The following is a 21,273-nucleotide window of genomic DNA, read 5'->3' as shown; positions in this document are numbered from 1 at the left end:
AGACACAGGCATCGCGGCAGCGACGCGAAGGCGAATCTCAAAAGTTGAGGGGAAGCAGATGAACAAAAGAGAGCCGACCCGGTTGCTCATGCATGACTTTACAAGCTCGACCGCGTCCTTTCATATGACTCTGAGTGAGTTGAAAGCTCCGGTAGCTATGCACTGGCATGACTTCTACGAGCTGAGTTATATTTTGGAGGGGGAAGGGACCCAAATCTTGAACGGCAAGGAGGAGCCCTTGAGACAAGGCGGCCTTATGCTGCTGACTCCCGCCGATTTTCATGAGGTCAGGGCAAATCCCGGGAATACGCTCAGAAAATTCAATGTTTTATTCTCGCATGAGCTGCTGGATGACAGGGTTCGTCTCCTGCTGTTTCGCCATTTGCAAGAGAAGACCGTACAGCTTGAGGAGCAGGAGGCAGCCTGGATGGCTGCTGATTTTCAACGGCTGTGGCGGGAGTATGCGGGGGAGGAAGAAGGCCGGATGCTGGGCATTGCTTATACGCTCAATCGCATCCTGCTGGATCTGTTCAGGTGCTGCTCAAGGTTAGGCGAGGACGACGAGGCCAGAGGGACGAATACGCTCATTCAGCAGGCATTGGTGTATATGCAGCACCATTTTCGCGAGACATTAACGCTGAAGGTTGTCGCTTTGCAGGTCAACCTTTCTCCCAACTATTTTAGCGAGCGCTTTCGTAAAGAAACGGGGCTGACCTTTCAAAATTATTTGCTCAGCATTCGGCTGCAATTCGCCCACGCCTTGCTCGCCTCGTCCAAGATGAGCGTCACGGAGGTTTGTCTGGCTTCCGGCTTTAATACGCTGAACCATTTTGAACGGTCGTTTAAGCGCAAATATGGCTATTCGCCGCGAGGCTTGCGGGTTTTGGCTTCCGAAGCTTGAAGGCAGGCCCATATACGGTGAATTTATACAACGGAAAGACCAAAGGAGATGAGGGGAATGCCGCTTGCAATGGTTCGCAACGATATCACCGCCATGCAAACCGAGGCGATTGTCAACGCTGACGTAGTGGTAAGAACGATGCACCGTATCGACTTCGTTTAGTGCAATCGTGTCGCGCAAATAATCGAATCCCGCCTCTTTGGCCGTAACATACGGTATATCCGCGGCGTACTCTTCCCGTTTTACGAACAGGCTCATGCCCGATTGAACCGAGTGTACCGTTAACCCTAGGAAATGATAGATCGGGCCCATCCACTCCGAATCCCGATTTGCCAAATAATCGTTAATGTCGATAGAAATAAAGGATTAGACTGAGTATCTTTATTCCACGTTGATTTTCTATTGTAATAATGTCAGACTTCATAAAATAAGTTTTAGACTGACCTCAGAAATTGAAACAGCGACAGCCAAGGATGCGAAAATAAACTCCTAGACTGTCGCTGTTTCATTGAACTAACGTTACTCGTTAGCATTCCTGTAGAGCATTAAATTACCGCTTTGAAAAAAAACGAGCGCCTCGGTACGATGGGAGTACGCTACGGGTCATAGCCCTATAAATCCCAGCATCTGGTCGTCGGGATCGACATCGCCCAGCAAATACATGTCGCTCGTGCTGTTAATTTTCAAGGAATCAAAACGGATTTCTTCGTTGTTATCGCGACTCGTTGCCTGGCGAAGTCTTCACTCGGTTACCTCGAATGCCGTCTGCCGGTTGTACACCTTCAAGTTTCTAAACATCATTCGGGTACGAATCATGCAACGGATCGCGATATGGCCGGAAGAGAGCACCGGCCCCGAATTGCCATGCCCATCGTCCTCCACTTGCCACACGATCTTCCCGTCGATAGCGCCCGTCAACCGGTTCCCGATTTGCAGAAATTGCAGTTTGTGCCACTTGTTCTTGTCAAGCTGCTCACCGTGCAAGCCGAACGCAAGCGGCTTCTGGAACGGATTTTTGATGAGCGCGCTCGATCCGAGGTCATTGCGGACATCGTTCATCTCCCGGTAATACTCCCAGTGGTAATTGCGCACATCCTCCCAGCATACCATGCTCATCGTCCCATGCGTGCTCCGCTCGTAATCGTTCATGAAGTCCTCTCGCTGCATCCCAGTGGCCTGAGTCATAAGTAGGCTCAATCCGCCCGTCTGCAACGGGTTAAATTCGTATTCGACATACAAGTCCCCCTCGAAGCTTTTCTCCGTCCATAGATATACATGCCGCTTGCCTTCTTCCACCGATTGGAGATCATGCGCCGGATTCTGCATCGGTGTCTCCACCAGCAGCCCTTCCTCCGTAATCGACGGTGCGTCGACGCAGCCCTGCACATAGAAATTCTTCAGATCGGAGGCCGATGCAAGCGTCAGGGACAGCTCTTCCGTCCAGTCCTCCGAATCCGGCTCCCATTGGAACGGCATCAATTGCCGCGGAGCGTAGATAGACGTCAATTGCTCCTGAAGTTGCTCATCATGAAGAGATGGTTCTTCTTCATACAGCGCCTTCGCATCGCCCTCTTCGGCCATCGCTCCGTACATCTTGATATCGCTCAAGCAGAACATCGGATTTCCCGCGTACAACCGATCGCCGGAGCGCTCGAAAAGGAGTCCCTTATGCGTCTGATCCTCTATGGCTACCAGAATACCGTTTATATACAACCGAATCAACTGCTTGCTTCTGCTCCATGTCAAGGCGATGTTGTACCACTTATGCTTGTCAAAATGAAAGTGATTGGCCGACGCCACCGCTTTCTGCGGCGCGGCATACGCATCGGGGTAAATGCTGCCGCGATAAAACTTCGCGTTGAACTGCGGATACCACCCGGAATCCCACATCAGCGAGAAGTGCGATTCCAGCGCCCTGTCGTATTCCTTGACATCCGTCAAGAGCGGAAAATAAGCAAAAGCATCGTTATGCTTGCCCATCCAGGAATAAGACGGAGCCGCGCTCAAATCCTCCATAACGAACATCCAGAAACTTACCGTTCCTTCGTCGTCATTCAAATTATGACGATCCATACACAATTTCGAATGAATACTTGTGGTGTTAACGCCACGTTTGCCGTTCATTTTCAACACGCGGGCAGATCCGTCGATACCTTCCAATAGAGCCTCGCCCTCTGTGGATGTCAAATAATGGTGCAATACGCTTCCTAACATGTGCAGCCCTCCAGTTTTATTTATACAATTTTCTTTTCGAACCATTTCATGATACCGATGAAACGCTATAAAATAAATGTTATATTTGAACAAATAATTTATACTACAATACATATCATTCAAAGTAAGGTGACGTACGTATGACAACGCTGTCCTCTAAATCGATATTACTTTCTCCCCATTTCGGCAAATCCATATGCGAACGCAACTGGAAGTGGAATCGCAACGATAATCCGGACATGCCGCTTACTGTAACCAATATTCATTTGCAATTGAAGCGGCATACGCCTATTTGTGCCGGCGCTATTTTTCGTTGAATTTCAAAGAACTGATGGGACAAACGCTCGAAAGCTTTTTCATTGAGAAAAGGATTGAAAGCGCAGAATATTTGCTTCGGCATCATGGCATGTCAGTCGGGTAAGTCGCGGAAGCGCTGGGATATCAAAATATTTATTATTCCAGCAAACAATTCAAAACATGACGGGCATCAGCCTCTCAAGGCTTTGCTGAAGGACAGGAAAAAGCGTCGGCTGCATGGCGAGACCGCCGTTTTAAATAGCTAGCCGCGCACCAAAAACGGCAAAAGGAATCCTTCGATTCCTCTTGCCGCACTTCTGTTACTCCATATAGTCGTTATAAATCCTGTGCAGCAGCACCGCAACATGAGCGCGGAGCGTGTTCGACTTCGGATTTAGCTTACCTCCGCTGCCTTCAATCAGACCCGCGTTCACGAACGCGCTGACGCTCTCACGCGCGTAGTCCGCTACTTCCGAAGTATCCTTATAACCTGCCAGCGACGTTTCGCCGCCATGGCCTGCCTGCTTGCCCACCGCTTCCAGCGCTCTTGCCGTCAGCACAATCATATCTTGCCGTGTAATCCCAGCCCGCGGATTAAAACGGTTGTCGCCTGTTCCCTTGGCAATGCCCCGCGCTTCCGCGATGCCCACCGCCTCGTAATAATAGTCACCAGGCGCCACATCCGCGAACGAGGATGTAGCATCCGCTTCCGCATGCAGATTGAACGTCCGTACGAGCAGCAGGAGGAAGTCGGCACGCGTAATGGCCGCCCCCGGCGCGAATCTGCTCTCCGATATGCCTTGAATAATGCCTTTAGACGCCAATACTTCAATCGGCCTCTTCGCCCAAGCGTAGCCCGCCAGATCGGCGAACGTCTTCACTTCGTACACGGCCGCATAGGAACTGAAGTGGGTTGTCGTGAAAGTTACCATGCCCGTCGACGCATCGTATCGTCCCGACGGGACGCTCACCGCGCTGCCGCTGTCGTCGATGTACCAGACGACGATATGCTCCGGATTGGCCAGCTCTTCCGCTGTCGGATCATAGTCGATGGACACCGTTACCGGAGCGCGGTTGTTGTCCCATGGGATCACCTTGCCGTCAACCAGCACGTATAGCTCCACAACCGGTCGATTGCCGATTCTGTCCCGCAGCTCATCGCTTAGCTTGGCCGGGTCTGCCTTTTCTATCCGAATCTCGACGGAGACTGCTCCGTCCAGATCGACACTCAACAACATCTCGTCCGACAGCTCGATTGTACCGACCGCCGTCCGAATTTCCAGTCGTTGTTCGCCGCTCCCAGCTGCGAACCATGCGGCTGGAAGCTCCTGTGCATACGCCCCGCTGCCCGTTGCATGCACAATCTCGATGATGCCGCGTTTCACGCCGTCCCCACCTGCGCTTGCTTGTGTAAACAAGGCATCCAGCGCTTCCTTTGCCAGCACCGCTTTGGCTCTGTTTCCGGATACGGTCGGCGTCACTTTCGCCACTCCGTCCTTAATGACGGGATCATGGGTGCCGGACGAACCAGCATCCGTATTCCCATTACCCGGACTCGGCGTCGGAGTTGGACCCGGATCCGGCGTCGATACCGGTCCCGAAGGAACTTTGAATTCCGCTTCGGCTGCATTCTCGCTCTCTAGCTTGGCATTGAAGCCGCTGACCGTCACATAGTAGGTTGCCCCCGGCGTCAGACCTGTCAGCTCAGCCCCATTCTCGGAATAACCCGATACGGTGAGCTGATTCGAGTAGGCGCGCGGCTGCGTGCCGTATTTGATTTTGTAGCCCGTTGCTCCTTGAATTTCATCAAATGTAACAGTTGCCTTCGTGCCGCTCGCCTTCGCCTCGGCAATGACCGGCTTCTGCAGCCCGTTCAGCAGCTCCACCTTAAAGTCATCGAAGTAGACGGGCGTTTTCACGGAGAAGATGCCGACCGTGCCAGTGGTTAACGAAGTATCCGTCGTTTCCAAGGCCAACGCATCGTCGATGTAAATTTTAATTTCGCTTCCGCTGAAGGAAGCTTTCAAGGTATGTTCGGCCACATTTTTGTCCAATACGAAGTCTGCCGTTATGTCCGGCAAGAACGCGTTATTCACTTTCCTTCTAAACGTAACCTTCTCGGTTCCCGCGGCCTTGTCGTACTTATATCCGGCAACATAATAATTCGCCGAAGTGTCGATGCGGGCCAAGACGGCTACATCCTTTGTTATATCTTCCGAAGGGAGCTCAAACTTGGTCGTTATGACATAATCCTTCCAGTCGCTGCCTTGTTTTAGCCACAGCCGTTCGGGGTCGCCTCCGCCCGTCTTGATCCGGCCTGCTTCCATGACCGGCGATCCGGTTGACAATATCCAGTCGGTAGCATATTCCCCATCGTTGAAATGATCATTAAACAACTGCGTGCCGTTGCCCGAACTTTGCAGCTCGTTCGATGGAGCGCTCGGCCCGAAATCATTGTTGCCTTCGACAACAAAGTAATACGGCACCTGGGAGATCGGCAGCGGGATCACGTAACCCGATCCGGGCAAATCTTCAACTACGTGCGTGTATTTGCCCGGGTTCAGCCCATATTTAATCGTATACTCCGTATTAATTGCATCGGTTGTGAAGTTGATACGCACATTGCCGCCATCCGCAATGACGCTCGTCAACGTCGGCTTTGCTGCCGTCGGCACTCTAGGCGTCATGGATTGTTCGTTCGAACGAGCCGATTCCTGACTGCCGTGCACGGCCGTGACGACAACGTAATAAGTTGTATCGTTCGTCAAGCCGCTAATTACCGGCGTATGGCTTGAGGTGATCCATTCATTCGTATACACGCCGGAAGCCGTGCCGTATTTCACGCGATACATCGTTGCTCCCGGCACATTGCCGTAACGAACCGTCAATTGGCCGTTGCCGACCGTTAACGACTCCAGTTTCGGCGCCTCAAGCTTGGCGTTCTGCACAAGAACGCCGTCGAATTTCGCTTTCGTCCCAGAGGAGTACAGACCGACGGCCCCTTGGGTAATCGTATTATCGGTAGCCGTTAGCTGGAGCTCGCCGTTGACATAGAAGGATAGCTCATCGTCGACAGCCACCGCCCTGAACCGATAAGGTTCACCGGCAATCCAGGCATACGGTTTTTCCTCCAGCACCTCGGCAACTCCGTCTTCGACTTTGACAACGGACAGCTTGCCGTTGCCATAAGACATGCGATAATGGTTATCCTTGTCTCTCGCCCGAATCAGTATGCCGACATCTCCGCCTTGCTCCGCTTCAAGCCAAGCATGATAGTTGACGTTGCCGAAGGTTTGCTTCGAATAAGCAAGAGTAGCGTTGTTCGCATCGCTTTGGTAAAGCAATGTTTCATTCGGATCCACCGGAACGGCATTCGGGAAGTTGGTCAGCGGATTCTTCGTGTTGTACGGAATGACGCTGTCCTTGATGACGTTCCATTGCCCGCCTTCTACCGTCCAATGATTGTTCATTGGCGCGGACGCGGAATAATTAAAGGTATCATTCCATAAGGCCGGATTAATCAGGCCTAACGACAGCATCGTGTTAACGGCATAATTCAAGCTGGTTATATAATCCATCTTGACCTCGTACGAGGACTGTGAATAAAAGCCGTTAGTCACTTTGGCATAATAATCCGATACTCCAACGCGCTGAAGCTTATCTACCGTATTCGCCAACGCTTCGTTGCCCGGCGCATGCCAGAAGCCGTAATAATCCATAATGACGCGATTGACCAATGAAGGGTCGATGCCTCGCGCTACATACATGGCGCTTTGCCTCGAGCCCATAGAATCGACGGTGTCGAACTCATGAGCCATGCCCATTTGTCCCAAATAATCGCCATCCTCCGCAGGATGCGTCCACGAAAGCTTCTGCGTCGCTTCATGCATTTTCATCGGGTTCTCCAGCATCTCTTTCATGGATATGCCTTTGAAGGACCACAAACTGCTCTTGATCGTTCCTTCCACCTTGGCGGCTTTCTCTTCCAATCGAAGCTCCTCGGTGGCGGCTGTGGAGAAATTGGTTGTTTTCCTGAAGGCTTTCTCGATCTCCGTCAGGCCTTGGCTGTGCAACTCCTCAATAAAAGTCGAATGTTTGTAGGATTGCATGATTTCATCCACATTCTCGAGCCCGAGCATAAGCGCGGCGGAATAAAATAACGTCAGATTAGGCTCCCAGTAGTTGACGCCCGTTCCGATCCACGTATTCATATCCCCGTTCATGGCCGGGCGGTTGCCCGGTCTGCGATTGCCGGCATGATCGTAATCGCTTACCGTGTAGGCAGAACTGATCAGCGCTGCCTTCAGAAAGGTGTCCAGCTTCGATTTATCTTCGTTGTCGAATCTTTCCATTATTTCGTTGTCGTCCCACAGAAGCGCAAGCCCGTACAACATAAAACCATGTCCGCGAGAATCCAGTCCCGCCTGCAAGTTCGGCATGAATTCCGGCGTCGTAATCATTTTTTTGACCGTGGACACGAATAAATCGATATACTGCGGATCGCGATTGCCCGAGGCAATCGTCTCGGCAATGACGCTGAACGCTTTCCCGGATTTTTCTTCAATCGCAGAGCCTTGCGCAGCGTCCAGATTACCAAATCGGATACTCGCCGCATCCGTCAATGCAGCCAACTGATCGCTTTGTCTCGGAGGCGCATATGGATATTTGGTGTCGGCTGCAGCGATGTTGCCTGTAATCAATTCCGTCTGAAGCACGTTGCCCGCGAGGTCCTTAATGGAGCCTCCCTCCAGCTTGATTCGGTTGGCGTTGCCGCTGACAGGCGATTCCATAATAACCGTAATCGTCGAGCCGCTTGCCTTGACGGAATCATTAGCGCCCAGAGCGCGGTAGGTAGCGCCGCCGTCCGATGACGACTTCAGCGCATTTTTAAAGTCCGATTCGTTGGCCAATTGGCTGACGATGCTTTTGTTAAATGCCAGCACGATTTTTTTGTTGCGATTAATGGTGTACGCCTGTACCAGATTAGGCGGCGTGGAATCCGCAATAATGGGAGCAGATGTATAAAGCGTTGCCTGTACATTGCCCGCAGCATCCTCTGCCGTTTGGGCAGCGATTCGGATTCGGCTCTGATTGCCCGTCAGCTTGCTTGCGAACGCCACTTCCAATTCTCCGTCCAACAATTTGACCGTATCGCCGGTACCCAAAGGTTCGAAATCCTCCCCATCGGCGGCGAAGGAGACAGCCTCTTTCAAATCGGCGTCATTCGCCGTTGCGCGGAATAAGGGTTCATCCGCCGAAATGATTGCGACCTTCTGCGACTCGTTTAGACGAACGTTCGCGTTCAATACGGGAGCTACCGTATCATACTGAAGAGCATCCGATACTACAGCTTCGAGCGTAACGTTTTGCGCCGTATCCTTTAATGCGCCCGCATTCATTCTGATCTTGGCGCCTTGCTCGCTCAGTCGATTCTCCAATTGAATGACCAGCTTATTCTGCTCGATGACGACAGAATCGCCGCTACCTAGGGGTACGAACGTTCCTCCAGCTCTTGCCAAAGACATTTCATTCCTTAACGCGGCCAAATCCGCCTTGTTATTGTGAACATCCTCGTCGAACAGCAGCTCGATTCGTTTGTTCTTCTGGCTGACTGCGCCGCCTCCAAGATCGGGCGGAACGACGTCGTAATCAAGCAGCAAATGTGGTTTGTTCGAAGCGCTCTCCCTGGCCACGGCTACTCTGTTGGCATTAGTCGCCGTACCGATAATGACCAAAGAAGCGATCTTGTCACCCGATTTCTGTGCGTTAATATACGATGTAATATCCCATTCATACCAGCCCGGAGCGCCATTGACCGATGCCGTGCCTATAAGTTCGCCGACGGCTGGCTGATTGGCGTAAGTAATGCCGTTAGCTCCGGTCTCGCTCCAGTTGTCATCTGTAATGGCATATACTTTCACGGGGTCAAGAGAGTCATTACCCGCTACCGCTGTAGAGGTGAAAAACACTCTAAGCAACGCGCTATTCAACACATTCACATCTGACAAGTCAAACTTCATGTAAATGCGGCGGTTATAGAGGCTCCCGCCTTCCTTAAGCGACATCGTGGTGCTTGTCCCGTAATTCGTATTCACATTGGCTGTGCCGCTGTCCACTTGAGCGTCGGCTGCCGCCGGCAGAGAACGTCCATTCTCATACACCGGCTCCGGAACGGGCGCATCAGCTCCTAGCAAATTGTCCGTTTCAATATTCGTGGCGATGGAATTGCCACCAGCGTCGCGCAATGTGCCTGCGAGCACCTTGATTTTATTCAAGCCTCCCTCAAGCGGCTCATCCAGCGTAATCGTCAGCTTGCGATTCGCAATTGCCGCCGAATCGTTCTCTCCAAGCGGGTCATAATCAATGCCGTTACGAGCCAATAACACATTCGCCTTCAAGTCCGCGACTGCATCCGACTTCAAGATCGGTTCATTAAAGGCGAGATCGACTCCTGCATATCCTTCATGTACCGAGGCGCTCTCATAGACGGGGGCCGCTGTATCGGCCGTTATAGCAAGATGCGGCTTTTGGTCCCATATCCGCTCTCTTGTGAACACCTGTCTGTAAGCGCCTGGATCCGCAATCAGCATAATGCTAGCTTTACCGTCCAACTCTTTCTGTTGAAGAATATATTCCGTAATATCCACTTCATTGTAAGCGGCAGTTGATGTCAGATTGGTAAAATCAGCAATTCTCTGACCATGCTCAGGCTTACTGCTCCAGGTGATTCCACCCGCTCCGCCCTCAATCCAATTGTCATCCGCGACGGCATAAACACCCACATCGCCAGGACCTTGGGCAGTAAAAAATAACCGAAGCTTGGCTTCCGTCACATTGCTCGGAACGGAGCTGACATCAAATCTCAGGATGCCATATTGTAAATCATCCGGATTTACAGGCAGGCGGGTTCTCAAAAGGATCTGATTATTAACCGGATCGCTAAAATTCGTGTTTATCTCGCTCGGTTTAGAGCTTAACATCGCATCCGCTTCCGCCACAATCTGAACGGGGGCTGCCTCAGCCGTTTCCGGCATTTCCCCGAACGCCCCCGTGAACAGGGTCAAGATTAAACTGGCAACAAGAAAAAGAATTATCCTTTGATTCAACTTGCGTTTGTTCATCACGCACCTCCTGTAATCGTTTTCATTTCTAGCCCAAGTATACTAGCATTTCTACAAAATATGGTTAGACCATATTTGGAGGATTACTAGAGAATATTTTGAACTTGCAGAGAACCGATTGCATCGCTGGACGCAAGACGCCCGCTTCATACGAAGCGAGCGTCCTCTTCTTTCTTAATCGTTTTTAATTCGTTACCTTCACATTATCTATATAGATCGCGCCTGTGCCTGTCCTTTTCGGTTAAGGATATAAGTTTTTGTGCTTGAGTTTGGACAAGACAAAAACTTATATCCTTAAAACAAAAAAACCGCAATTTACGCGGCTTCTAATGCATATATGTTCTTGTCCTCTGACATTACATGGCCTGACTTGTTGACTTCCCTTCGCAGGACGGGGCTCAAAAAAAGCCGACTCACCTGACATCTCCTTCTGTATGCCTCGCCAAGAACCCGTCCAGGATTTCTGCCATCGTCACGTTTTCCAACGGTCCTTTCAGTTCATTTCTAACCAGCAGTAAAGCAGCAGCAGGAGGCATATGGATTGTTCGTAGCGCTTCGATCAGAGTATTCTCTTCGTCACTTAGTCGTTTTATGTATTGCAACTCTATCGGTTCAGGTGTTATCACCAGTTTCACACTCCTCTTTCTGGGGGGTTATGTTCCTCCAAGCAAACGGCGTCATAAGATACTACATTTCCCCGTTTGGTCCATGTACTTGTCATTCTTCCTGGCGAAATAAGAGGAAGTGTCGCATATCCCCTTTACCCAATAGAAAGACACCGGTATCTGCAGTATTGGCATATTTAATCGCTATTAACCAAGGCGCGCACGCAAAGGAAAGTGCTTGCCATCATGTCCAAGAAAGGACAATCTTGTCCGCTACAAAGGGTCGAAACGACTGATGGAGAAATGTGGAGCATGAGGAGGGCATGAATGAGAGTTGTAACTGAAGCTCTTTTTTGTTATGTCCTACGGTAACTCCAGAGCAGTAACATGTTTCTTGGCATTTTCGAATTGATAGACTAATGCACAGGCAAATCACATTTCCCTGACATACAATCATATATCCTAATCTGCGGGAGGCATTAACGATTAGCATGAATAAAAAATCCAAGAAATTAACATCAAAGAGATTAAAACCATACATTCGTTTACACGGTGAACTTATTAATAGCTCATTTAATGAGCTCGAGCTTATGGAACCATATCCAAATACGTTTTCAAATTCTCTACCCGATCATATACTTAATTTTTTTCATCGGGTTCTCGAAAAAAAATGACGGCCAGGCATCATAACACCCACTCAGTTACACCATTAGATACACAGCGCGTGTGATGCAGCTGCCTTAAGGCGGCAAGCCGCATATGTTTTAGAAATCAAAAAAATATAATTGAATATAGTAGTTGAGGCGATGGATCGATCAGCTCAAAAAGGGGTTTACAATGTGTAAGCCTCTTATTTGTCTTGAGAAAATACAGTGTCCGAAGTTGCTGTATTATAGAACTATCGTGTCCCGTTAGTGTAACACTTGAGCATACTTTTTTTACTTTCCTCCAACATGAAATACACCAATTACAGTTTCACCATCCACGTCATACAGTGAAATATCGCGGCCACTTGGTGTCTGTAACCCTGCATTAATGAAATGATGTTGCTGCAGGGCATATAAAATCATGCGCTGAAGCTCTGTAGCAAACATACGCTCTAATTGCCCATTGGACTTTGACCATCGCGTAGAAGGCGGTTTAGTGACAGAAGATCTGTATGTCGAGAAGCTTAATTGCTCAAACTTCGAACCTTTCGAATTAACCGTAGACGTGGCTAATCAGCCGACCACCGCTTACACGGAAGGTTCTGATCTTCCAAAATGGACGGATATAACCGAGATCCCCATAACAGTTCAAAACTACGAAATTGGTACCTTTAAAGGCAAAGTCTTCACGCTAAAAGGCGAATAACAATAGCAAACGTAACGAGCTGCAAATGCATCTCCTTTTGAATGGATTGTATTTTAAACTTCATGCTCCGACCTTACCACTCCGCGCCTATGGCAATGCAAGGCCAAGCTCCTAATGGGGCATACCACGGCGGCTGCAGAGATCGGGCTAGCCAGCCCGTCTCACATTCCTTGTTTCATTCGTCCAGCCTTTCATTGCCGGCGCTTCATGGTGCGGACTGCGAGTGAGGTGGAAAAATTCAAACAATTGGAAGTTGTTTCTTGAATGAAAAAAACCTATTACGTCATCCTCAAGTTCTGTTTGTTTCGACCGCGTTCCCGGCAAAGGCAGAAAGAAGATGTTCGAGGTTCGCGAACTCGACTCGGATATCTCTTTCCTACGCAATTATCTGACCAAGGATTTGATCAATGATCTCGATCTGTACATTTTCGAGAAAAAAGAGCCAGAATGGAAAATCACAGATAAGTCGTGGGAGAATATTCGTGACCAGCTCGTCTATTTCAAAGGTCAACGGCAGTTTTCCAAGTCTAATGGTGAAAGACAGAGACTTCAACCGTGTGGGTGAGCTGTATCTCATTCATGAATATGAGAACATGGGGCTGGACCTGAAATACGTAGAGCGCACGCTCCCCCATGTCGTTCAGCTTTGGGGTAAAAACGTGCAACTGGAGACGTTCGTTGAGGATAAAAAGATCGTGTTTAGCTTCGATGGAAAGAAAACGAGCAGGAAGTTTGTTTGATGTACCTATTGTCTATATTGTCTATAACCAAAAACCGGATCCTGGGATCCGGTTTTTGGCATTCGTGGATGCGATGCTGTTGCATACATGAACGATTGCTAGCTTGAGTCACCTAAGCTGCTAGAATACAGGGGATTAGTCAGCTTGGTTTTAAAAAATCCCTTTAATTAATCGTAATATTTTAATTATAGTGTTAAAAAGTCCTTGAAAGAATTCACTTAGATATTTCTGGACTAGAAACCTTACCATACTAAAGAATAGTGAAATAACGATTATAAACAATGCTAGTTTTATTCCTGCTTCTATATATACCATAGAAGTAGAACCCTCCTATTCAACTATAATTATATGCTTAAACAACGACGATTAAGCCAAGATGCAATAGGAAAAGAAAAGTTATCAAAATGGAATCCTATCACTTCAGAAAAAGTTGAGAGAATAACCGGAAAATATGATTATACTATTTCAATAGCCGTTCACTCGTAAGCTGATCGATTCACAAAACCGTAACTCAAAACTAATTCTATCCAAAATGAAGCCGTTTGGTTAAAAACTAAATATTTTTAAAGCATGTTGTAACGTTTAGCGTTATTTTCGGATATATAGCTTGAGGAGGTGAACAGATGCAGGACACCGAGAAGTTATACAGGGAATATTCGACCCAAGTATATAAATTCGTCTTTAGTTTTTGCCATAATCACTTATTGGCAGAAGAAATAACCCAAGAAACCTTTTATAGAGCGATAAAATCCATACATAGATACGATGGAACCTGCAAAGTATACGTGTGGCTTTGCCAAATTGCTAAGCATGTCTGGTATAAAGAGCTGGACAAGCAGAACAAGAGAGATCACGACAAGTTGGAAGATACCGCCTTAGTTGACTCTGATTCCACGGAATCCCAATTCATTCTAGCACAAGATAAAATGGATTTGTTCAAACAGCTTCATTTGCTTGATCCCTCTACGAAAGAAGTCATGTATCTGCGCATGACCGGGGAATTCAGTTTTAAGGAAATTAGCGAAATCGTTGGCCGAGATGAGACATGGGCAAGAGTTACCTTCTACCGAGGAAAACAAAAATTGATGAAAGGAAGATCATCATGAAATGCGATATTGTACGGGATTTAATGCCTTCCTATATTGAAAAGCTAACTTCTGAAAATAGCAACGAGGAAATCGAAAAGCATCTGCAAACCTGTGAAGAGTGTCAACAGTTTTATAAGGAAATGATTGAAACAACCGGTCTTTCGCTGCCCTCCATTGATAACGCAGAAGTGGAGAAGCTTAATTACTTAAAGAAGATTAAGAAAAAGAACAAAAAAACGATTATGATTTCCATCACAGCCGTACTTATACTGGTTGCTTCCATTATTGGACTTTTTGTCATTGGTTTCCCGCTGTCGTCTAAAGATGTAAACATCGTTTACGAAAAGAACAACGGTATTCTGGAGATAAATTTGACTTCGAAGAAGCAAAGCCAAGATCTGGTGTTTTCGAGCAAAAGTGAGTTTATAAAGGATGAGGATGGCAATGTTATTGGTTACATAAGTCGCTACACGCCCAGAGGCTTGCTTCATAACCCTTTGGATAACGTAGGAAATGAGGTTATGGTCGGCACTCACTTGAATAACGAGACGGAGCACCCAAACACCTTAATCATTGCATTTAAAGATAAAACATTGACGTTCGTTAATGGGGATCTGATGGAATAGTGCATTGTAGCGAATCGTACCTAGATAAAAGGGTATCCCCAAAGCCAGATGCTTCAGGGATACCCTATTTAGTGTTTAGTAATCAACAGTCACTCGAATTTCCCAGTGTCATCCGTTGGTCAAAGTTAACTGCTCTTTTTTCAAAAAAACTTCACTTATTGCTCAAGCAATTTATCCAACAAGCGAATGATCATCGCAACAGACTCCGCACGGGAAGCCGATTCATTCGGTTTGAACGATCCGTTGCCTTTGCCGCTTACGATGCCTGCATTTGCGAAAGCATTGATTTGTTCGGAAGCCCAGCTCGTAACGACATCCGAGAAGAGATTGGTTGTGCTAGGAACATAGTTCGTTAGACGTGCAAGCATAGCCACGATCTCAGCACGTGAGATTTCTTGATTAGGATGGAATGTCCCATCGCTATATCCAGTAATGATTCCATTAGCCTGTAATGCTGCAATTGCGTCAGAAGCCCAATGCCCGTTTGCATCAGAGAAAGTGGTACCGCTTGAACCCTTTAGTCCAAACGCTTTTGCAAGCATTGTGGAAAACTCAGCGCGAGTTACCTTTTCATTAGGGTGGTAAGAGCCATCGCTATAGCCCGTTACAATCCCCATCTTAGCAGCACGTTCCACAACTGAAGCACTCCATGAAGACGCAGGAACGTCCTTAAAGCTTACTTCAGGAGCAGATTTCTCTTTTTCCACGATTGCCTTAACTACGTCCGCATCTATCTTGTCATTGAAGACAGGCTTTGACTGCGTTGGTTTCCCTGTTGCTGTCGGTGTCGGTGTCGGTGTCGGTGTCGGTGTCGGCGTTGGTGATGTCGGTGATGTCGGTGTTGTCGGTGTCGGCGACGGTGTTGTCGGTGTTGTCGGCGACGGTGTAGGTGTCGGTGTCGTCTCGTTTCCTGTTGGTTTCACGACAGTAAATTCATCGATCTTATTCCCCGCACTCGTACGTGCTTCCACATGAATCCCATCTTCAGAAATTTCAATAGCGGAATATACGGGCACGTCTTCATCAAAAATAAAATTCAAATAATTGTATTGCGTACCATCATAGAATTTCCAGCCCGAAGCACCGCCATCAAGATATACGGTACCTTCGTTTGTTGCTTTATTGGGCTTTCCATTCTGCATCGGATAGGTGCGTGCATACACATGATCATGACCAACGAGAACCAAGTCTACTTTTTTCTCTTCTAAGATTGGCGCAAAATACGTTTGCGTATACTCAACCAGCGTTTCTCGGCCATTTTCTGTATGGTAGGCAGGACGGTGGAACATCGCAATCGTCCATTTCTTATCGTTTTTATCTAAATCTTCTTCCAGCCATGCTGCTTGTTCAATCATTTGTTCCTCTGTACCCTCTGAGTTCAATACGACAAAATGGGTATCATCGACTTCATAAGAGTAGGCATATTGCAGCTGAGATTCTGGGCCGTTCGTTGGGAAATTCGCTCCTTTGGTGAATACTTCTTTCCCCTCACTCTTGACATCATGATTACCCAATGTTAGAGCGGTTGGAATTTTTGTTGAATAGACCGAAGAGGCTTCCCAGAACTTTTCCCATTCTTCAAATGCGCCGCCCACATCAACCATATCCCCGCCATGCATAACAAACTGTGTGGATGGATGTTGTTCCAATGCACTAGTCATAAGCTCTTGATAGGCTTTGATTCCTTGTGATTGATTCGTATGAGAATCGGTCACGTACAAGAATGAGGTCGGTGTTGTTTTATCTTGGTCAACTGTCGAATATTCATGCCACTCCGACCAATTGCCCTCATGGCCTACGCGATATTTGTATGCCGTATCTGCTTTCAAGCCTTCGATCAGGGCATTATGAAACCGGATCTCACCCTTCGTTCCATTTTCCTTCATACTAAGCACTTGAAGCTCACTCTCAGCTTGTTGCTGTTTTACTTGGTTGATATCAGGGTTTTCTTCTGTTCCCCACTCGCTAGCTTCAATGTATTGAAGATAAGTAATGGTTTGGTCTGGCTTTGTTTGCCAAGCAGCGCTCAGCTCGGAAGAAAGATCTTCTGCCACATACGTTTGAACATTTTGAGGTGCATCCGTACCGTACTGCTCTACGACTTCATAATTGACAACCTTACTGTTCTGCTCGCCGTTGACAGCTTGAACCTGATAGGTTCCAAGCGCCAATGTAGTCAGGTCTGTCGTTAATTGCCCATTAGCATCTGTTTTACCAAGACTGCTGTTCAACAATTGAGAGCTAACATCAGATTCGGAGATATAACCTGTCGTTTGGCCATCTGCGAGAATAACCTCGAATAAACCATCCTCAGCCTCTGCTGAAGCATAATAACGTTCGCCAGCCGATGCAACCATTAATACAGCAGAAGACGTATCGTCATCCTCGTATACATTAGACGTTACGGTGTTAACCGTTACTACGGAGCTTTGCTTTAATAAACCTATGAAAACAATATCCGCACCTTCATATCTTTTGCCCTCACGGTCTAATACTGTAAATGTAGAAGGCGTGCCTAAACCAACTCCCGTCATCTCCATCTGATACGGAAATGCGATTGTATAGTGAATAGGAGCTGCCAGCGGCGAGCTAGTCTGAACCTCACCGGCTGTAAGACTTGTATCACTCATTGTTATCGATTTGTAGTTTTCACCGCGCTCTAATGCGGCATGAGGGCTTACTCTAAAATTAACCGTAACGCTTTCCTGAGCTGATGCGATTACGTTATTAAGTGCTACCTGAACCGTTCCCTGTTCATTATCAATATCTGAGGTTAAGGCAACTCCGGTCGCCTGCGTAATGCTTTCGACTTGAAGGGTACTGGCATCATAATGTAATGCGAATTCTGCCCGTTCTGCATTCAAGTAATCTTTGATACCGACCTTAACAGCGTAAATTTCATTACTTACTGCTTCTTTGTCAGCATTCATGAATAAACGTTCTCCTGCATTCACTGTGAAGGCGAATGTTTTTCCTGCCGGATTACCCGCTTTATCCTTCACTTCGATAGCAAGCTCATGATATCCGCCATCTACATTTTTACCAGGATAGGTTAATACATTTGTTTCTTCAGAATAAGCCACATTTTCCGTAATATTCGTTCCATCCAAAAGAACAGATAACGTATCCAAATCCAAACCTGAGCCGCTATCGTCTAGCTCAACCTTTAATTCGTCAAGTGGAGTATTTAATACTTCATTGGGAATAGGCGATAGAGGTTTAATGGTAGGAACGTCTTTATCCTCATCCACCTCCTGATAAATAAAGGTAATGTCATCTACCCAAATAGAGCCTTTATTTTTTTTGCTCATATTCGATTGCTTCAATTGGAAAAACAATTCGAGAACAATCGGACCTGGTTTACCTTGCGGAACAGCTGCCTCGATATATTTCCAACCTGTCCAGTCTACGCCCAATTGATTTCCATCATAAAATTCAGCTTGGAATGAAGAACCGCCGCCATCTCTGAATTTTGTCGTTAGCAAATGTCCTTCATTGTTTCCATATACCCACATGCCTACTTTAGTAGGGTAACCTGTTACCGGGATATTCCCCGTTTTATATCCAACCTCAATTTGCGAGGGGTTATCTACAATGCCAATCATATCGTAATCAATTCTAGCCGAATATTGTCCATTCCTTACGAGCTTCTTGTTATCTTCCAAATGCAGCGTCGCATTATACATGCGTTTAGGGTTGAATTTCACGTCTGAGATTCCATCTTCAAAATCTTCAACGATCGCGGATGGCGTAGAATCATCTACTGCATAGACATGATTATTTTGACCTAAACCGGTATGTAAACCACCTCCTAGCAACGTTATGATTGATGCGATTACGATTGTTTTGCGAAATACCTTTGCTTTCATTACTTTTCCTTCTTCCCTCAATAAAATTATTAATTAATGAGTACTATAACAATACAATGTAAAATTAAATCACCATTACTATTAAGAAATTATATTTTATTCATTTAAATGGTTACTAATAGCCTTTTTCATAAGAAGTCGCATAGAAAAAAACAAGTGAGCTCATACAAGATCAGAGGATGACGCATTTTCCGACCATTCTGAATACCTATCATTTGTGGCATGCGGGTACCGCTAAACAACAAAAATTCCCCTTACAATCGCAGGGTGTATTATCTCACCTGCCTATCGTAGGGGGAATCTTGTCAGAACCGTCTAATTAAAGATGAAGGGAAAAGTAAATGTCACGAACGCTGCCCAAAGCCCATAAACCGGCAAATACTTCGTGACGGCATTTTGAATGGTTAACGGTCCGGTTTTGTTTTTCAGAAATTGCATATAAGAGATCATAATCCATATTAAATTGGCCCAGATCAGTATGTTTACCCCTAAAACGGCAAGCCTGTTTGCCGTTATCCCATATGAAGAAAGCCTGAACACGATGGCCGATAAAGCGACGCTGTCAATAACAAGAGCAAGAACGATCAGGGCAATATTTATAAAATCAGAAATATTCTTTTTTTCGTCCTTGCCGCTTTCGGTAATGGAAAATATGGTGACCGCCAATACACTCAGCAGTATTCCGTTGAAGGATAGAAGGAAGTTACGGTCCAAAAACGGGTTTTTCCCGACCCAAACAACCGTTATAAGATATACAACCAAAGTAACAAGTACAAGCGGACTAAAGATTTTAGCGATATACGGTGCAATATTTTTTGAAAGCTTAAGATTGCCCGATACCAGGTAAGCAGCCACGATAGCGAGAGCGGTAGCACCAAATAAAACGACATTTTTAAAATAAAATTGCGATATATCCAATCCGACAATACGAAATAACTGCATGGTTAATGCCGTTAGCAGCATACCGCTGATTGCCATGCTGGCGTAGAGTATGCAAAACTCTCCGTTGAATTTAAGATAAGCTAACCTTGTACTGCCTATTCCATGTTCATTTCCCGTAAAGGCAAGCCCAAGCAACACCCATAAGAAAATGGGAAGATGAAGATAAGCCAGGATAATACTGTCTGTAAGCTCTAGCGGCAGTACATTCAGAAAGAACCCCGAAATTAGAAACAACAAAGCAACGGTGTAAATCACGTTTTTCTGGGGTTTACTATTATATACAAAATAAGCCGCGATAAATGGAAGCACGCCAAAAATAAGGTTAATAGGTGCAATGGCTTGCTGTTCGGTAAAATGGAATAGGATTCTCGTGCTTATACCCGCAAGAATGGCTAATATGCCCATGACTAAGAAATTTTTGAGAGGCAGGGAAGCTCTTTCTGTACTTTCCGTCTCCTTGAAATACAGTCGCTCATGCCAAACGGCAAGAACCTGCGAATCCGGGTTATGTTCCCAGGCATCTGTGAATGCCTTTTTAAAGGCTTCCGGCTCTTTTCTGTACAAACTCTCCAGCGCCTGGGGGTCAGCCATATTCTCAATAATCAAATTGTTATTGCCCACGTTATGCCTCCCCTAATAAATGTCATGATAAGTCCTACTCACTTTGCAATATTACTAAACCAACGTTTATTGCCCCTGGCCGTCTGAATCGCTTTTATATTCCAAAATGTCTCCGGGCTGGCAATCTAATGCTTTGCAAATTGCCTCTAGTGTTGAGAGCCTAATCGCTTTTGCTTTCCCGTTTTTCAATATGGAAAGGTTAGCCATCGTTATTCCGACCCGCTCCGAAAGCTCCGTCACGCTCATTTTTCTTTTCGCCAGCATTACATCAATATTTATGATTATCGCCATGTTATTCACCTCAGACCGTCAAATCGTTTTCAGATTTTATAGCAATCGCTTCTTGCAAAAGCCTTTGGAGGACAGCCGCAAACACGGCAATTACCAAAGAGGTAAAAATGACGACCAATCCGATGACGATGATCCCAGGGGCATCGTCTCTCTCCGCAACAAGATAGAAGAGCGGCAGTCCTAATACATACAAACTGCTGATTATAATGGCGCAATATTTTATGCTTTTCAAAGCCCGTACGGATAATTCCGAGAAAGCGATGTTCTTATCGATATAGCTCAGAAGCTTAAAAGCTTGATACAGGGCGAAGTAAAAAGGAATCGTCGCCGCATACATATCAATCAAAATGAGATATTTCAAATAAGGATAATCCGGGTACAGCTCGACCGCATAATTCGCGATCTCAGGCACCAAAAATACGCACAAAGCCAGAATCGGAATTCCGATAAGAAAAACGGCTGCTTTTAAAAAGAATGTTGATCCTCGTTTCATAAAAAAACCTCTCTTGTTCGTAAATTTAAATTGACTTTAACATATAATTTATCGTTTTGCAATAAAAATATGGTGTTAAAGAATACATTGTTGTTGTTATATTGACAATGAG

The 21,273-nt window shown here is 46.6% G+C and carries 12 protein-coding genes and 2 pseudogenes; 6 read left to right on the top strand and 8 right to left on the bottom strand.

Annotation, left to right across the window (positions count from 1 at the left end):
- Positions 1-58 precede the first annotated feature (58 nt).
- The gene (locus AC0YN3_RS10330) at positions 59-901 is read left to right on the top strand and encodes an AraC family transcriptional regulator (RefSeq protein WP_475774974.1); all 843 of its coding nucleotides are present in this window, start codon (positions 59-61) and stop codon (positions 899-901) included.
- A gap of 111 nt (positions 902-1,012) precedes the next feature.
- On the opposite strand, the pseudogene AC0YN3_RS10325 reads toward AC0YN3_RS10330, so the two are convergent.
- Together AC0YN3_RS10325 and AC0YN3_RS10320 are read right to left on the bottom strand one after the other, a co-directional pair.
- Positions 1,013-1,255 (bottom strand): annotated as a pseudogene (locus AC0YN3_RS10325) (DEAD/DEAH box helicase family protein); the annotation flags it as partial.
- Between the two features lie 387 nt (positions 1,256-1,642).
- Entirely contained in the window at positions 1,643-3,115 is a 1,473-nt protein-coding gene (locus tag AC0YN3_RS10320) for a DUF1961 family protein (RefSeq protein ID WP_475774973.1), read from the bottom strand.
- A 140-nt stretch (positions 3,116-3,255) separates the two neighbouring features.
- Here AC0YN3_RS10320 and AC0YN3_RS10315 point away from each other — a divergent pair, with 140 nt between their 5' ends.
- Positions 3,256-3,432 carry a hypothetical protein gene (locus tag AC0YN3_RS10315; protein ID WP_475774972.1) on the top strand — a complete coding sequence of 59 codons (177 nt, stop codon included), beginning with the start codon at positions 3,256-3,258 and terminating at the stop codon, positions 3,430-3,432.
- A gap of 300 nt (positions 3,433-3,732) precedes the next feature.
- Here AC0YN3_RS10315 and AC0YN3_RS10310 read toward each other — a convergent pair whose 3' ends face one another.
- Both AC0YN3_RS10310 and AC0YN3_RS10305 read right to left on the bottom strand, forming a co-directional pair.
- Positions 3,733-10,533: a CBM96 family carbohydrate-binding protein gene (locus AC0YN3_RS10310; protein ID WP_475774971.1), complete on the bottom strand. Its 6,801-nt coding sequence runs from the start codon at positions 10,531-10,533 to the stop codon at positions 3,733-3,735.
- 1,543 nt (positions 10,534-12,076) lie between these two features.
- Positions 12,077-12,232, bottom strand: coding sequence for a hypothetical protein (locus AC0YN3_RS10305; protein WP_475774970.1), 156 nt, complete (start codon positions 12,230-12,232; stop codon positions 12,077-12,079).
- Positions 12,233-12,281: 49 nt separating this feature from the next.
- On the opposite strand from AC0YN3_RS10305, the gene AC0YN3_RS10300 reads away from it, so the two are divergent.
- The 4 genes and pseudogenes from AC0YN3_RS10300 to AC0YN3_RS10285 all read left to right on the top strand — a co-directional run bounded on the left by AC0YN3_RS10300 (position 12,282) and on the right by AC0YN3_RS10285 (position 14,945).
- Positions 12,282-12,491 carry a hypothetical protein gene (locus AC0YN3_RS10300; protein ID WP_475774969.1) on the top strand — a complete coding sequence of 70 codons (210 nt, stop codon included), beginning with the start codon at positions 12,282-12,284 and terminating at the stop codon, positions 12,489-12,491.
- Positions 12,492-12,795: 304 nt separating this feature from the next.
- Positions 12,796-13,231, top strand: a pseudogene (locus tag AC0YN3_RS10295) (SpoVR family protein); the annotation flags it as partial.
- A 623-nt stretch (positions 13,232-13,854) separates the two neighbouring features.
- Entirely contained in the window at positions 13,855-14,337 is a 483-nt protein-coding gene (locus AC0YN3_RS10290; protein ID WP_475774968.1) for an RNA polymerase sigma factor, read from the top strand.
- The gene (locus tag AC0YN3_RS10285; RefSeq protein WP_475774967.1) at positions 14,334-14,945 is read left to right on the top strand and encodes a zf-HC2 domain-containing protein; all 612 of its coding nucleotides are present in this window, start codon (positions 14,334-14,336) and stop codon (positions 14,943-14,945) included. The genes AC0YN3_RS10290 and AC0YN3_RS10285 overlap by 4 nt, the downstream gene beginning before the upstream one ends.
- Positions 14,946-15,100: 155 nt before the next feature.
- On the opposite strand, the gene AC0YN3_RS10280 is transcribed toward AC0YN3_RS10285, so the two are convergent.
- From AC0YN3_RS10280 to AC0YN3_RS10265, 4 genes are all read right to left on the bottom strand, one after another.
- Positions 15,101-18,814, bottom strand: a complete 3,714-nt coding sequence (locus AC0YN3_RS10280; RefSeq protein WP_475774966.1) for an S-layer homology domain-containing protein — start codon at positions 18,812-18,814, stop codon at positions 15,101-15,103.
- A 315-nt stretch (positions 18,815-19,129) separates the two neighbouring features.
- Positions 19,130-20,377 (bottom strand): DUF4153 domain-containing protein, encoded by a 1,248-nt coding sequence (locus tag AC0YN3_RS10275; protein ID WP_475774965.1) that lies wholly within the window; start codon positions 20,375-20,377, stop codon positions 19,130-19,132.
- 66 nt (positions 20,378-20,443) lie between these two features.
- On the bottom strand, positions 20,444-20,668 hold the full coding sequence (locus AC0YN3_RS10270; protein ID WP_475774964.1) for a helix-turn-helix domain-containing protein: 225 nt from the start codon (positions 20,666-20,668) through the stop codon (positions 20,444-20,446).
- Between the two features lie 10 nt (positions 20,669-20,678).
- Positions 20,679-21,161, bottom strand: coding sequence for a DUF2975 domain-containing protein (locus AC0YN3_RS10265; protein ID WP_475774963.1), 483 nt, complete (start codon positions 21,159-21,161; stop codon positions 20,679-20,681).
- Between the last annotated feature and the right edge of the window lie 112 nt (positions 21,162-21,273).

Source organism: Paenibacillus sp. J22R232, assembly GCF_056269165.1.
This window is presented reverse-complemented; position numbering and strand designations above follow the sequence as displayed.